At 67.2% G+C, this 14,592-nt stretch carries 12 protein-coding genes and 4 tRNA genes; 6 read left to right on the forward strand and 10 right to left on the reverse strand.

Annotated elements, in window-relative coordinates:
• Nucleotides 1–37 precede the first annotated feature (37 nt).
• From FFS72_RS05325 to FFS72_RS05345, 5 genes are all read right to left on the reverse strand, one after another.
• Nucleotides 38–1,936, reverse strand: coding sequence for an LCP family protein (locus FFS72_RS05325; protein WP_137872957.1), 1,899 nt, complete (start codon nt 1,934–1,936; stop codon nt 38–40).
• A 159-nt stretch (nt 1,937–2,095) separates the two neighbouring features.
• Nucleotides 2,096–3,250 (reverse strand): tRNA dihydrouridine synthase DusB, encoded by a 1,155-nt coding sequence (gene dusB, locus FFS72_RS05330; RefSeq protein WP_137872958.1) that lies wholly within the window; start codon nt 3,248–3,250, stop codon nt 2,096–2,098.
• Nucleotides 3,251–3,384: 134 nt separating this feature from the next.
• Nucleotides 3,385–4,344 (reverse strand): acyl-ACP desaturase, encoded by a 960-nt coding sequence (locus FFS72_RS05335; RefSeq protein ID WP_137872959.1) that lies wholly within the window; start codon nt 4,342–4,344, stop codon nt 3,385–3,387.
• Between the two features lie 249 nt (nt 4,345–4,593).
• Nucleotides 4,594–5,193 carry a DUF937 domain-containing protein gene (locus FFS72_RS05340; protein WP_137872960.1) on the reverse strand — a complete coding sequence of 200 codons (600 nt, stop codon included), beginning with the start codon at nt 5,191–5,193 and terminating at the stop codon, nt 4,594–4,596.
• Nucleotides 5,194–5,288: 95 nt separating this feature from the next.
• The gene (locus tag FFS72_RS05345; RefSeq protein WP_137872961.1) at nt 5,289–6,176 is read right to left on the reverse strand and encodes a LysR family transcriptional regulator; all 888 of its coding nucleotides are present in this window, start codon (nt 6,174–6,176) and stop codon (nt 5,289–5,291) included.
• Nucleotides 6,177–6,258: 82 nt separating this feature from the next.
• Between FFS72_RS05345 and FFS72_RS05350 the strand changes: the two genes are divergently transcribed.
• A complete protein-coding gene (locus FFS72_RS05350) occupies nt 6,259–7,509 on the forward strand; it encodes an MFS transporter (RefSeq protein WP_137872962.1) in 1,251 nt (416 codons plus the stop codon).
• A 24-nt stretch (nt 7,510–7,533) separates the two neighbouring features.
• Here FFS72_RS05350 and FFS72_RS05355 read toward each other — a convergent pair whose 3' ends face one another.
• From FFS72_RS05355 to FFS72_RS05365, 3 genes are all read right to left on the reverse strand, one after another.
• Entirely contained in the window at nt 7,534–7,956 is a 423-nt protein-coding gene (locus FFS72_RS05355) for an SPW repeat domain-containing protein (RefSeq protein WP_137872963.1), read from the reverse strand.
• A 123-nt stretch (nt 7,957–8,079) separates the two neighbouring features.
• A complete protein-coding gene (locus FFS72_RS05360) occupies nt 8,080–8,442 on the reverse strand; it encodes a hypothetical protein (protein WP_137872964.1) in 363 nt (120 codons plus the stop codon).
• Nucleotides 8,443–8,828: 386 nt separating this feature from the next.
• Nucleotides 8,829–8,904: transfer RNA gene (locus FFS72_RS05365), tRNA-Lys, on the reverse strand.
• A gap of 140 nt (nt 8,905–9,044) precedes the next feature.
• Here FFS72_RS05365 and FFS72_RS05370 point away from each other — a divergent pair.
• The 5 genes from FFS72_RS05370 to FFS72_RS05390 all read left to right on the forward strand — a co-directional run bounded on the left by FFS72_RS05370 (nt 9,045) and on the right by FFS72_RS05390 (nt 11,497).
• Nucleotides 9,045–10,067 (forward strand): magnesium transporter CorA family protein, encoded by a 1,023-nt coding sequence (locus FFS72_RS05370; RefSeq protein WP_137872965.1) that lies wholly within the window; start codon nt 9,045–9,047, stop codon nt 10,065–10,067.
• A 245-nt stretch (nt 10,068–10,312) separates the two neighbouring features.
• On the forward strand, nt 10,313–11,032 hold the full coding sequence (locus tag FFS72_RS05375) for a ScbR family autoregulator-binding transcription factor (protein WP_137872966.1): 720 nt from the start codon (nt 10,313–10,315) through the stop codon (nt 11,030–11,032).
• An 81-nt stretch (nt 11,033–11,113) separates the two neighbouring features.
• A tRNA-Glu gene (locus FFS72_RS05380) sits at nt 11,114–11,186 on the forward strand.
• 100 nt (nt 11,187–11,286) lie between these two features.
• Nucleotides 11,287–11,360, forward strand: a tRNA-Asp gene (locus FFS72_RS05385).
• A gap of 60 nt (nt 11,361–11,420) precedes the next feature.
• Nucleotides 11,421–11,497: transfer RNA gene (locus FFS72_RS05390), tRNA-Phe, on the forward strand.
• Between the two features lie 58 nt (nt 11,498–11,555).
• On the opposite strand, the gene FFS72_RS05395 is transcribed toward FFS72_RS05390, so the two are convergent.
• Together FFS72_RS05395 and katG are read right to left on the reverse strand one after the other, a co-directional pair.
• Nucleotides 11,556–12,278 carry a potassium channel family protein gene (locus FFS72_RS05395; RefSeq protein WP_137872967.1) on the reverse strand — a complete coding sequence of 241 codons (723 nt, stop codon included), beginning with the start codon at nt 12,276–12,278 and terminating at the stop codon, nt 11,556–11,558.
• 72 nt (nt 12,279–12,350) lie between these two features.
• Nucleotides 12,351–14,552: a catalase/peroxidase HPI gene (katG, locus tag FFS72_RS05400; protein WP_137872968.1), complete on the reverse strand. Its 2,202-nt coding sequence runs from the start codon at nt 14,550–14,552 to the stop codon at nt 12,351–12,353.
• Nucleotides 14,553–14,592 lie beyond the last annotated feature (40 nt).

A 14,592-nucleotide genomic window follows, 5' to 3' on the forward strand; every position in this document is an offset into this window, starting at 1 on the left:
CCCGACCTCGGAATACCGCTTTTCGGGCGCGATCGGCTCAGGCGCAGGTGTCGTCACCGGCGTTGGTGTAGGCGAGGTCGGCGGGCAGCTCTTCGATCGTCGTCCCGGAGATGACCGTCGATCGCGGTGCAATCGTCGGATGCAATTGCGTGCCCGGCTCGGGGGGTGTGGTGACGATGCCGTCGAAGTCGGAGCCGAGCACCACGTCGACGATGCCGTCGAGGTCGTCGCTCTCCAACAGTTGTGCGCCAGGGAGGGTTGCCGCGACGGATGCCGCCTCCGCCTCCTGGCCCGGTCCGAATCGGACCAGTGTCGACGAGCTCGTTCCGCTGTAGTTGCCGACGCTGTAGATGGCGAACCCGTGTGCCTCGAGGGATTCCGCGGCCTGCGCCGCCACGCCGGTCACACCGGACGCGTTGGACACCTGGATGGTCACCATCGACGAGTCGACGGCGATGACTTCCGAGGGAGGGGGAGGAGTCGCGACGGCCGGAGCCTTCGCGGCCTCGGTGGCGACGGCGTCCGGGGTGCGCACCTCGCCGGGCAGCGGCTCGTCGTCGATGATCGCCCGGAAGATCGCATCGATGTCGTCGAGGCGCGGAATCTCGTTGCCCACCTCGTTCGTGCCTGCCGTCGGGACGGTCAGGAACGTCACCGCGCCCGCATCGACCTTCTGCAGGGACCGGCCCAGCGTCACCAGCGACTTGGTGTCGACGTTCTGCACGAACGTCTCCTTGGTGAAGGCGGAGATGAATCCGTTCAGCTTGCCCGGGTCGAACAGCACCTTGTTCGACAGGGCCCCACGCAGCAGCGACGACAGGAACACCTGTTGCCGCTTGATGCGGCCGTAGTCGCCGTTGCCTTCGGCTTCGACCTTGCGGGCCCGCACGTAGTTCAGGGCGGTGACGCCGTCGATGGTCTGCCTGCCCGGGTTCGCGATGACCGTGCCGAGTTCACCGTCGACCAGCGGAGTGGTGGTGCACACCTCCACACCGCCGATCTCGTTGACCATCGCTTCGAACCCGGAGAAGTCCATTCCGATGAAGTGGCCGATCTTCAGACCGGACATCTTCTGGATGACCTTCACCAGACATTTCGGTCCACCCAGCGCGTACGCCGAATTGAGCTTGTCGTTGTAGCCGCCCGGGTAGATCTCGTCGGTGTACTGGGCGGTGTTGTTGTCCCAGGCCTGGCAGGTCGGCACCTCGACGTCGAGGTCGCGAGGGAACGACACCGCGACCACCCGACTGCGGTCGGCGGGAATGTTCACCAGGATGACGGTGTCCGAACGGGCGCCCTCGGCATCCTCGACGGTGCCCGCGCCGATGGCGGAGTTCGCGCCCGCGCGGGTGTCGGTGCCGACGATCAGGTACGTCTCGTCGCCGTACTGGCCGCCGGGGTCGACGACGTCGGTGCTCTCGAGGTCGAGTGCAGCGACCTGGCTGAAGCCGCTGTCGGTGGAGCGGAGGTACCCCCACACGACACCGGTCATCGTGAGCACCATCACGGCGACGAATGCGGTGGCCGTTCGGCCGGCGAGGCGCAGGCGTCGACGTTTGCGCGCCTTGCTCTCCACGAGTCGTGTGGTTGCCGCGGTACCCGCTTGGGTCTGCTCGTCCGGGGCGACCGCGGTGGGCGCGGCCTTGTACATCCATCCGGTCGTCGACCGCGACGGTTCCTGAACGGGGGTCGTGAGATCGGTGGCTTCGGGATCGTCCTCACGGCCGACCCGCTGCATCAGTTCGGCGACGGAGAGCCGGTCACTGGGTTCGCCGCGTCCACTTCTGGGCGGCTGGTCCGGTTCGGGCGAGGTGGGGGCGGGCGGGTCCTCCGGCTCGGGTCGAGGTCGATGGCCGGGGCGACCGACATGCGAGAGGTGTCTTTCCCATGGGGCGCGACCGTCGGGTGCGGAACCCGGATCGTGATCGTCGCCCAACTGATGTCCCTTGCTCGTGGTCTCGTCGTCTGGTGTGCCGCAGTTCTGGTGCCGTGCTTCGGGCGGTCACGAACATGACCTGTTCGTGACCGCCCGGCAACGGTTCACACATGATACTTATCGAACCTGAGGCAGCCATTCGGGCCGAATCAGTGCAGCTCAGCCACCCGAATGCATCATGTCGGCACCCACGGGGACGAGGCAGTCGTCGGGGTCGTCGAGCCAGCCGTCGGGAAGGGCGACGGTGCCGGGCGACCCCTGCCTGCCGCGCGGGCCTTCCGCGTCCTTCGGGAAGGGCACGTCCGCGGGAAGCTGCACGAGGAGCGCGTCCAATTCGTCGAGGGTCGACACCATCGCCATCGCGACGCGCATGTCCGACCCCGCGGGGAAGCCGCGCAGGTACCAGGCGACGTGCTTGCGCAGTTCCCGCATCCCCTTGCCCTCGCCGTGGTGGTCGGCGAGCAGCTCGGCGTGCCTGCGGATGATCGCGGCGACCTCGCCGAGCGTCGGAGGGGTCGGCATCTGCGTGCCGTTGAGGGCGGCACTCAGCTCGGCGAACAGCCACGGCCTGCCCAGGCAGCCGCGACCGACGACGACGCCGTCGCAGCCGGTCTCCGCCATCATGCGCACGGCGTCCTCCGCGGCGAAGATGTCGCCGTTGCCGAGCACGGGAACGTCGGTGACGTGTTCCTTGAGCCGGGCGATCTCACTCCAGTCGGCGGTGCCGGAGTAGCGCTGCGCAGCGGTACGCGCATGCAGTGCGATCGCCGCCGCACCCTCGGCAGCGGCGATGCGTCCCGCGTCCATGTGAGTGTGGTGTTCGTCGTCGATTCCGACGCGCATCTTCACCGTGACCGGAATGTCGGTGCCCTCGGTCGCCTTCACCGCGGCCGCGACGATCCGGCCGAACAGGGTGCGCTTGTACGGCAGTGCAGACCCGCCGCCCTTGCGGGTGACCTTGGGGACCGGGCAGCCGAAATTCATGTCGATGTGGTCGGCCATGTTCTCGTCGACGATCATCTTGGCTGCCGCGTACGTCGTGTCGGGATCGACCGTGTACAGCTGCAGCGAACGCGGCGTCTCGGTGGGGCCGAAGGTCGTCATGTGCAGTGTCGCGGGCTGCCGCTCGACGAGCGCGCGAGCGGTGACCATCTCGCAGACGTACAGGCCGGACGTACTGCCGGAGCGTTCGAGTTCGAGCTCGCGGCAGAGCGTGCGGAACGCCACGTTCGTGATGCCCGCCATCGGGGCGAGCACGACGGGACTGCGCAGCTCCAGCGAGCCGATACGCAGGCGTGGGTCAGTGGTGGACATCGATAAACCTCGAAAGAAATGTGCCCGGCACCGAAGTTCGGTGCCGGGCACAGGATAGCTGTTTTCCGGGAACGACCGTCCCGCGCGGGCAGCTCTGCAGCGTGCACGGCGGCCGGGGTCGCACCTGGTTCAGGTCAGGAGGCGCGCTCCTCGCGCTCCCGCTTGGCCGCCTCGCGGGCGAGCGCGCGGTCGCGCTGCTCCTCGAACTTGTTCGCCTGCACGCCGAGGTCGTCGAGGAACACCGACAACGAATCGCGCGAGGCCTCGCCTGCGGCGGTGAAGTCGGTGCGCTCGAAGATCTTCCACTTGCGCAGCACCGGCATGACGACCTCTTCGAGGTGCTGACGCAGGTCGTAGATGCCGTGCTTGGCCATGAGAACGCCGTTGCGGCGGAAGTTCGGCATGCCGGCGCCGGGCATCTGGAAATGCGTGAGAACGTCGGTGATCGCCGCGACCGTCTGGTCGGGGGACACGTCGAGCGCCGCCTCGCAGATGTTGCGGTAGAAGATCATGTGCAGGTTCTCGTCGGCCGCAATGCGCGTGAGCATCCGGTCCGCGATGTCGTCGTTGCACGCCTTGCCGGTGTTGCGGTGCGAGACGCGCGTCGCCAACTCCTGGAAGGTGACGTATGCGACGGAGTGCAGGAGGCCCTCGGTGTCGCCGGGGGAGGAGTACCCGTTGGTCATGTGGATCATCCGGGCCTCTTCGAGGGCGACGGGGTCCACACCGCGGGTGACGGTGAGGTAGTCGCGCATCACGATGCCGTGCCGGTTCTCCTCGGCCGTCCAGCGGCCGACCCAGGTGCCCCAGGCACCGTCGCGGGAGAAGTTCTCCGCGATCTCCCGGTGGTAGGAGGGGAGGTTGTCCTCGGTGAGGAGGTTGGTGATCATCGCCGCCTTCGCGACGGGATCGAGTCGGGACTGCTCTTCCGCCCAGTCGTCGCCACCCATCGCCGCGAAGTTGCGGCCCTCGTCCCACGGGACGTAGTCGTGCGGGTGCCAATCCTTGGCCATGGACAGGTGGCGGTTGAGGTTGGCTTCGGCCACCGGCTCCAGTTCCTTGAGCAACTCGAGTTGGGTGAGCTCTCTCGCCATTGCTGTGCCTCCAGGTGTCGCGGGTATTGGCGGGACCCAGCCTACGGGACCGTAGGTTGGCCCGGGATGTTTCCGGCGGGTCTCGAACTGGGAATCGGCTGATAACTTTCGGTTCCCTACCGCGACCACCTCGGAATTCGCCGTCGATATCCCGGAGGTCACCTACAGCCGGTTACCGATCGACATCGGCGACGGAGTCGGATCCGTTACGCGGCCCCCGGCGACCTGGATGCCGCCGGAGGCTCTGCGCTACTTGCGGCCGCTGCCCAGCAGGCCGCCGAGGAGGTCGCCGATACCGCCGGAACCGCCGGTCCCGCCGCCGCCCAGCAGGCCGCCGAGGAGGTCCCCGATACCGCCGCCCGCGCCCGCCGACTTTCCGCCGAGCAGGCCGCCGAGGAGATCGCCGATACCGCCACCCGATGCGGAGGTCGCTTGCCCCTGCGCCCCACCGCCGAGTTGCTTGGCGACGAACGTGAGCACCAGCGGTGCCAGCATCGGCAGGAGCTTGCTCATCAGGGAACTGCCGCCTGCCCCACCGATGCCGCCGAGGGTGCTGACCACCTGGTCCGTGTTGTCGCCGAACACGTGACCGACGATCTTCTCCCCGTCGGCCGCGTCCACCTGGTCGATGTCGACGCCGCCTTCGAGCAGGGAACTGCCCTGGTGCTGGGCGAGAGCGCTCTCGAGGGATGCGGCTCCGCCGCTGTCCTGCGCGTTGGCTTCGAGGCCACCCAGGAGTGTCGGGACGGCCGACCTCACTGCCGTTTCCGCGGTGGCTTCGTCGACCCCGAGCCGGGCGGCGATCTGAGAGATGGGAATCTGTGCGAGGAGTTCGTCTACGGCGGACATGGTGCTCGCTTTCTGTTCAGGTCTGCGTCGCTGCAAGCCATTCCGGACAGTATCGGCCCGCTGGGGCGCCGTTCGCGCGTCGACGCGCTCGGCCGTCACCCTGTGGATCGGTCGTGCTGTGCGACGAAGTCGCGGAACCTGCGGGCCGGAGCAGTGAGCGGGCGGCTCAGCGCCCACACCATCCCCACTTCGCGGACGGCGTCCGCGCCGCGGATCGGCACGACGACCACGCCTGCTGCCTCGGGGTCGGCTTCCCGGATGGGCACCAGCGCGACCCCGAGTCCCGCGGAGACCAGGCCCGTCGCGGTGGCGAGCTCGCTCGACTCGAACACGATTCGAGGGGCGAAGCCGGCGCGTTCGGCGGCCTCGTCGAGGAGGCGCCGCATGCCGTAGTTGGGGTGCATCGCGATGAACGGTTCGCCTGCTGCGTCGCGGAGGTCGATCTCGGGGCGGTCCGCGAGGGGGTGCCCGGTCGGGACGGCGAGCGCGAGTTGCTGGCGGTCGAGCAGGAGCCAGCCGAGCCCCTCCGCGCGTGGCCGCGGCGAGACCGCGGCAAGGTCGCTGTGTCCCGCGAGGATCCGGTCGGCGAGATGGCCGGCGGCGTCCTGGTGCAGGGCGAACCGCACCCGCGGTGCCGTGCGGTGGAAGTCGCGGATCAGTGCCGGTACCAGCCAGGAGCCGAGGGAGTGAAGGAAGTCGAGCCGGACAGTGCCGTCCGTCGCGCTCGTCAGCTCCGCGATGCGGGATTCGGCGGCGTCGAGTTCGTCGAGGGCACGCCGGGCGTGCTCGTAGAGGAGTGCGCCGTGGGCGTTGAGTGCGAGTCGACGGCCGTACCGGTCGAACAGGTCGACACCCATGCTCTGTTCGAGCGTCGCGAGGCGCCGCGACAGGGTGGGCTGGGCGATGCCGAGGACGTCCGCGGCCGCCGTCACCTGTCCCTCCTCGGCGAGGGTGACGAACCAGCGGAGCCCGGTGCTGAGCATATGCATTTTCTACATGAGAAACGCGAGTTTCTCGCATTTTACTGATGAGTGGTTGCGGATCAGGATGGGGCCCGGAGGTTCCATGACGCTCGTCAACCACAGCACTGCTCGGCCCGACACGGATCAAGCGCGAACGGCTGCGCATCGCGTGCCGCCGTACCGCCGCGGCACACCCGGCTACACCCGTATCACCGTGGCCCTGTTCGCCGCGGGTCTCGCCGCTTTCATCTCGATGTACTCGGTGCAGGCACTGCTTCCTGCGCTGGCCGACGACTTCGGGGTCGGGCCCGCCTCGGCGGCGTTGGCGGTGTCCGTCACCACCGGAGTCCTGGCGCTGGTGATCGTGCCCGCCAGCGCGCTGTCCGAGCGCTTCGGGCGGACTCGGGTGATGGCCGTCTCGGCCGTCACGTCGAGTGCGATCGGTCTGCTCCTGCCGTTCAGTCCGACGTTGGAGGTCCTGATCGCCGGGCGGGCGCTGCAGGGCGCCACGCTCGCGGGAATCCCCGCCGTCGCGATGGCGTATCTCGCGGAGGAGGTGCACGGCGGCGACCTCGGCGCCGCGATGGGACGGTACGTGGCGGGCACCACCATCGGCGGACTGCTCGGCCGGATGATCCCCACCACCCTGCTCGACGTCACCACCTGGCGGTGGGCGATGCAGGCGGCGGCGATCGCGGCGCTGCTGTTCGCGGTCGTGATGATGCGAGTGATGCCCGCGTCTCGGCGTTTCCGGCCGCAGCCCGTCGGCCTGCGGGTTGTGGCGTCGAACCTCGCCGAACACCTCCGTGACCCACGACTGCGAATCCTGTTCGTACTCAGCTTCATCCTCATGGGTGGGTTCGTCTCCGCCTACAACTTCCTCGGTTTCCGACTGCTCGGCGATCCGTTCGCGTTGCCGTCGTCCGTCGTCGGGTTGGTCTTCCTCATCTACCTCGCCGGGACGGTGACGTCGTCCGCCGCGGGACGCCTCGCGGACCGACTCGGAAGGCACTGGGTGTTGCTCGCGGGGTTGGGGTGCAGTGCAGCGGGAATGGCGTGCACGCTCGTGGACTCGCTGCCGTGGGTGCTGACCGGGATGGTGCTGTTCACCGCGGGATTCTTCGCGGCGCACTCGGTTGCGAGCGGATGGGTCGGGCTCCTCGCGACCCGCCACCGGGCGGAGGCGTCCGCGCTGTACCTGTGCGCCTACTACCTGGGGTCGAGCCTCGCGGGGGCAGGCGCAGGTATCGCATACGGGGCGGGCGGCTGGCTCGGAACGGTGGCCTGTATCGGGGCGCTGCTCGCGATCGGCGTCCTGCTCGCGTCGCGGCTGGCGGTGCTCACCCGTCGGTAGCCGGCGATCCTCCTCGTGCGCCGGTCAGCGGCGGTGCTGGGGGGCGACCTGGTCGTCGTCCCGGTTCATCATCAGCCCGAGGATGCCGGCGGCGGCGACGATGACGCCCGATGTCACGGCAACCACGGCCGCGGTGGTGGTTCCCGACGGGAACGCCATGACCAGCGGGGTCAGCAGGAGTGCCGCTCCCAGGACCACCAGCCCCCAGTGGCTGGTTCGAGACTCCGTCGTCATGGCCCAGAGTCCGGCCGAGTAGGCGACCATGCCGAGGATGAGAATGGTGGCGGTGATCTGTTCGTCGCCCTGAACGGGCACCCACAGGCTGAGCAGGACGAGGGCCACGCCCGTCGCCACGACCAGGAAGTCCCGGCGGACCTCGCGGGTATGTGACGGATCTCGGTCGTCCGAGTAGTTGGCGGAACTCGCGTCGGCGGCGTTCACGGTCATGACGGCCTCCTGGGATAGAGCCTCAGGAGTCCATTCTGATCCCGTGGTGAACGCGGTGTCGACCTGCTTTACCGGATCGTGCACCACTCGACACAGTCGGGCGGCGGGTGCCGCCCGCAGTCGTCAGGCGTGTGTGGATCGCAGCATGGTGAGGGTGCGCTGGACGCCTGCCCGTACCTGGTCGGTGGTCGGAGCGGCGAGGTTGGCGGCGAGGTACCCGCGACAGAGATCCTCGACGGTGTCGAAACCGCCCGGCAGGCCGACGGGGCTGTTGACGATCCTGCGGACCAGCCGGCCGAGGCCCGCGGCCTGGGCGGTCGTGAGCGGAGAGGTCGTCGCGTTCTCGAGGGTGCGGAAGGTGGTGTGACCGAGGTCGGCATCGGTGGAACGGATGGCCGCGGACTCGACGATACGTTCGCCTGGGCACGCACAGGACCGTCGTGCCGAGCGTAGGGTCGACTGCTTAGCGACGTGGGGAATGGTCATCTCCACTCACCGCCTTTCGGGCCTCGTTGAACAAGCTCGTGCGTTGCGCGTAAGCCGAGGTCGACCACGAAAGTTGTTGATTTGTAGTCGAGTTGGCCGTTTTACTTCGTTGCTGCCTCATTAGTGGTATCAGACCACTCGCCTAACCGATATCCCTGGAGTGGGATTTGAGGAAAGCGTTACCCAGTCGAGTCCGACGGATCGACTGTCCGATGCACGGCAGGAAGGCGCGGAATCTCTCGAAAACCGCTGCATATCAGGTTGTTTCGGAATCGCGTGAAACGTGACCCTGAGTGACCGCGGGAGGGTTGGAGGTGATGATCACCACATCGTTTGGCAAACGGAGGGCAAACAAAAAGCCCCACCGGGTGAACCCGATGGGGCGGTGGTGCCCCCTCTCGGGCTCGAACCGAGGACCTGCGGATTAAAAGTCCGTAGCTCTACCAACTGAGCTAAAGGGGCAGTGGTGCAGGAGTCTAATGTGCCCGGGGCGGCTGCGACCACGGGACCCCCACCCGCCACGCCGCGCCGCGCACGGCCGCGGTTGCCTGCGATTGTGGGTTCGCCGGGTCAGGATTGGTGGGCGGCGATCTGGAGGTGCGATGGACACGGTGGGCGCGGCGGGTGCGCACGTGTCGTGCGCGATCCGCAATCGGCTCTACGTCGACGGGAAGCTGGTGGGCAGCGACCTGCCGCTGGCGGAGCTCGCATCACATCGCTCGCAGGAGAACGCCCTGATCTGGGTGGATCTCCTCGCTCCGTCCGCCACCGACATCGCCCTGATGGCGCCGCTGATCGGGGGCGAGGTGGCCCTGCATCACCTCGCGATCGAGAGCGTGCTCTCCGGGCGCCAGCGACCGCGCCTGGTGCGCTTCCGCGACCACAGCCTCCTTCACTGCCGCGCGGTGCGGTACGACACCGCGACCGATCATCTCGAGGGCACGGATCTGTCGATCTTCGTGCTCGCCCGCGCTTTGATCACCATCCGAGGTGACGACCGATTCGCGCTCGGGCCGGTCCTGGAGGAGTGGGACGACAACGTGGATCTCGTGACGCATGGCGTCGGGTTCCTCCTGCACACGGTGCTCGACGCGGTCGTCGACGGGTTCTTCGAGGTGATCGACACGCTCGACGACCGGATCCAGACCCTCGAGGACGACCTGCTGCTGGGGGCGGGGCCGAAGAACGCGGTGCAGCTTCGCAGTTTCGTGCTGCGGAAGGCGGTCGCGCATCTCGGTCGGGCGGTGTTGCCGATGAACGAGGCGTTCAGTGCCCTGCTGCGTCAGGGTTCGCACGTCGTTGCGGGCGACCTGGTGCCGTACTACCAGGACGTCTACGACCACACCCTGCGGGCCACCGAGCGGATCGACGGCATGCGGGACACCATCGAGTCGATTCTCGCGACGCACCTTGCCATGCAAGGTAATTCCCTCAACGAGACCATGAAGAAGCTGACGGCGTGGGCTGCGATCATCGCTATCCCGACGGGTGTGACCGGGTACTTCGGGCAGAACGTCCCGTTTCCCGGATTCGGGAACCCCTCGGGGTTCTGGTTCAGTCTGGCGCTGCTCCTCGGGCTCGGATTCGGCCTGTACTGGAGCTTCAAGAGGCGGGACTGGCTCTAGGTTCGGGAAGAGTGAACTCGGGTGCGCACCCCCTGCGGCGCACCCGAGTTCCGGAAAGCGTACCACTTGGTGTGTTCTGCCGTGGGTAACGCAACCTTACTCCCGGGTAAGAACTCTAACATTCCGCACGTCGGCGAGCATGCGCACAATTCGGGTCCTGCGGGGTTAGTGTTGATCGAGGTCTTCTGTGGCCTGTCGGGGCGGACGGACACGACTTGCAGGTTTCGGAGGCGAGACAAGCTCATATGGCACGTCAACAGGAACGCGCACGGCGAACCCGCGCGGCGATTGTCGAGGCAGCCGCTGTTGAGTTCGCGCGCCGCGGTTACGCCGCGGCGTCGGTCAACACGATCCTCGAAGGTTCGCACGCGACCAAAGGCGCAATGTACTTCCATTTCGAATCGAAGGAAGACCTCGCTCGAGCAGTATTGGCGGAAGCACTCGGCAAGTACACCGAGGCGATCGACTACTGGAAGCGGGTCGACGCCGACCCCTTTCAGGTGCTGCACGCGATCATCGTCGAACTCTCCGAGCGTTTCGCTTCGGAGGTCATCGTCCAGGCCGAATTCCGCCTGATCATCGAACCCGAGTTCTATTCGGACGTTCGCGCAGGCGGATCGCAGGTCTGGGGGCACACCGCTCACGAACTCGTCCTGCGCGCACAGCGCGAGGGTCTCCTTCGTCCGGGCGCCGACCCGGCAGTCTTCAGTCGCGTGCTCGGTGCGTGTCTGGCCGGCCAGCGGTACATGGTCGACATGACCACGGACAGCACGGGACTGACCGACCGGTTCGAGGAGGCCTTCGAGGTACTGCTCGAGGCCATGGCATCCGAGGAATGGCTTGCCCGGTGGCATCGGGACGGCTGGCAGGACCTCGCGCCGCTCGCTGCCGCAGCTGCCGAGGCCGCGGCGGCCCGGAAGAACGTCGAAAACGACGCAGAAACGGGCGGTGACCAGCCGATTTGAGTTCTGGGAAAGATGTGTCCTAAGCTATGCGAGCTCCCAACGGAACAGCCGTTGCGGGTACTTGCCGGAGAGATTCGGTAGGCCCCCTTCGTCTAGCGGCCTAGGACGCCGCCCTTTCAAGGCGGTAGCGCGGGTTCGAATCCCGTAGGGGGTACGGATTTGGGAAGTAGCGGGTTCGCCTGCTAGGTTTCAAACCGAGCGAGACGCGAGAGCGTCTGGCACAACGAATGTCGCCTGACAACGACATTTAGCAAGGCCCTGTGGCGCAGTTGGTTAGCGCGCCGCCCTGTCACGGCGGAGGTCGCGGGTTCGAGTCCCGTCAGGGTCGCTCTTGTGTGTGAGAGTGACGTGTCACACCGAGCGAAGGCATCCGGTCCGGGTGCCGCCCGGCCAGGTAGCTCAGTTGGTACGAGCGTCCGCCTGAAAAGCGGAAGGTCGCCGGTTCGATCCCGGCCCTGGCCACCACAATGCCGTCGAAACCCCTTCTCCGTCGAGAAGGGGTTTTCGCTTTTCTCGGATGGTGTCAGTCCGACGGCACCCGATCCTGCGCCAGTCGATCCGTGAGGCGCCGTACCTCGTGCCGCAACTCCTCGATCTGGTGAGCCGTGGCCGCCTGTTTCGCCTTGTCCTCCTCCGCGACCTGCTCGACGATCCACGAGGCGATGGTGGCGGTCACCACACCGATGAGGCTGATCCCGCCGATCATCAGGGCGGCCGCGATCAGACGGCCCGTCGTCGTCACCGGTGAGTAGTCGCCGTACCCGACGGTGGTCACCGTCGTCATCGACCACCAGAGGGCTTCGCCGAACGAGTTGACGGTCGAGTCGGGATGGTCGCGCTCCGCTTCGTACATGGCGAGGGACGCGACGTACAGGAGCAGTGACGAGGTGGAGATCGTGTAGATGAGCACCTTGCCGCGAATCGCGCCGCCGATTGCCCGCTGCATGACGGTGACCATCGCCACGAGGCGAAGCAGGCGCAGCGGCCGGATCGCGGGCAGCACGACGACGACGAACTCGTGCAGGTGCCGGAAGAACCAGTGCACGCGTCGCTCGGCGAGATACAGACGAGCGACGTAGTCGATCACGAACAGCAGCCAGGTGCCGGACATCACCGCCGAACAGACCGCTGCCCAGCCGGCGCTGAGGTTGAGCAGCACCTCGCAGCTGTACGCGACGAGAAATCCGAATGCGACGACGGCCATCGGCCATTCGGTGCGCCGCTCCCACTGTTCCTGGGAAGTCATTGGCACACCTTAATGTCCGGCACCCCGCGAGAACTGCGTCGCGGGGTGCCGGGGTTGAGGCTGTGGATCAGGTCAGAGATCGAAGCGGTCGAGGTTCGAGACCTTCGTCCAGGCCGCGACGAAGTCGTCCACGAGCTTCGCCTTGCCGTCCTCCGACGCGTACACCTCGGCGAGGGCACGCAGCTGGGAGTGGGATCCGAAAACGAGGTCGGCGGCGGTCGCGGTCCACTTGGCGTCACCGGTCGTGCGGTCGCGTCCGACGTACACGTTCGGCTCCGATTCCGACGCCGACCATTCCGTGCCCATGTCGAGCAGGTTGACGAAGAAGTCGTTCGTCAGCGTGCCCGGCTTGTCGGTGAACACGCCGTGCTTGGTGCCACCGTGGTTGACGTCGAGGCCACGCAGGCCGCCGACGAGCGCGGTCAGCTCGGGCGCCGTCAGGTCCAGCATGTACGCCCGCTCGAGCAGAAGCTGTTCGAGGGGAGCCTTCTCGTCGGGCCGGGCGTAGTTGCGGAAGCCGTCCGCACGCGGTTCGAGTACCGCGAACGATTCCACGTCCGTCATGTCCTGAGTGGCGTCGGTGCGTCCCGGCGAGAACGGCACCGTGACGTCGAATCCGGCGTCCTTCGCGGCCTTCTCGACTCCCGCCGCTCCGGCGAGCACGATCAGGTCCGCGAGCGAGACCGTCTTGCCCGACGCGTCGAAATCCTGCTTGACGCGTTCCAGCACGGGAAGGACGGTGTCCAGGTCCGCGGAGTCGTTGGCGGCCCAGCTCCGCTGCGGTTCGAGGCGCAGGCGGGCACCGTTCGCGCCACCTCGCTTGTCGGTACCGCGGAAGCTGGAGGCCGACGCCCATGCGACGCCGACCAGCTGCGCCACCGTCAGGCCGGACGCGAGGAGCGTCGACTTCAGTGCGGCGGCGTCCTGCTCGTCGATGAGCGGGTGGTCGACGGCGGGGACGGGGTCCTGCCAGAGCTGCGGCTCCCCGATCCATGGCCCGAGGTACCGCGAGACCGGACCCATGTCGCGGTGCAGCAGCTTGTACCAGGCCTTGGAGAACGCCTCGGCGAGTTCCTCCGGGTGGTCGAGCCAGCGTCGGGTGATGTCCTTGTAGATGGGGCTCTCGCGCAGCGTGATGTCGGTGACGAGCATCGTCGGGGCCCGGCCGGCACCGCCGAACGGATCGGGGATGGTGCCCGCGCCCGCGCCGTCCTTCGCGGTGAACTGCCACGCTCCGGCGGGACTCTTGGTCAGTTCCCACTCGTAGCCGTACAGGGTTTCGAGGAAGCTGTTGTCCCACTGGGTCGGGGTGGGCGTCCAGACCACCTCGAGGCCGCTGGTGATCTGGTCCGGGCCCTTCCCGGTGCCGTATGCGCTCTTCCAGCCGAGGCCCTGCTGTTCGATCGGAGCGGCTTCCGGTTCGGGGCCGACCAGATCGGCGTCGCCGGCGCCGTGCGTCTTGCCGAAGCTGTGACCGCCCACGATCAGTGCCGCGGTCTCCTCGTCGTTCATCGCCATGCGGGCGAACGTCTCTCGGATATCGTAGGCGGCCGCGAGCGGGTCGGGCTTGCCCTCGGGGCCCTCCGGGTTCACGTAGATCAGGCCCATGGTCGTCGCGCCGAACGGCTTCGCCAGGTCACGTTCGCCGCTGTAGCGCTTGTCGGTGCCCAGCCATTCGTCCTCGAGGCCCCAGTAGACCTCCTCGGGTTCCCAGATGTCGGGGCGTCCGAACCCGAAACCGAACGTTGCGAATCCCATCGACTCGAGCGCGCAGTTGCCTGCGAACACGAGCAGGTCGGCCCACGAGATCTGCTGCCCGTACTTCTGTTTGATCGGCCACAGCAGGCGACGTGCCTTGTCGAGGTTCGCGTTGTCGGGCCAGCTGTTGAGTGGTGCGAAGCGCTGTGCGCCCTGTCCGCCGCCGCCGCGTCCGTCGGAGATGCGGTAGGTGCCTGCCGCATGCCAACTCATGCGGATGAACAGTCCGCCGTAGTGGCCGTAGTCGGCAGGCCACCAGTCCTGGGAGGTCGTCATCATGTCGATGACGTCGCGCTTGAGTGCCTCGACGTCGAGTTTCGCGAACTCGGTTGAGTAGTCGAAGTCGGCGCCGAGGGGGTTGGACAGTGGTGAGTGCACGTGCAGGACGGAAAGGTCGATCTGGTTCGGCCACCAGTCCTGATTGGTGTTGGGGCGGTGCGCTTTCGGTGTGGGCGTGTCGATCGCGGGGTTCTCGCTGTCGCTACCGCTGTTGGTTGCGCTGCTGTCGGATGTCACGGTGTTCCTTCCGAGAGTGGGTGAACGGGCTGATCACAGG

Origin of the sequence: Rhodococcus sp. Q (genome assembly GCF_005503035.1) — a bacterium.
GTDB lineage: Bacteria > Actinomycetota > Actinomycetes > Mycobacteriales > Mycobacteriaceae > Rhodococcus_G.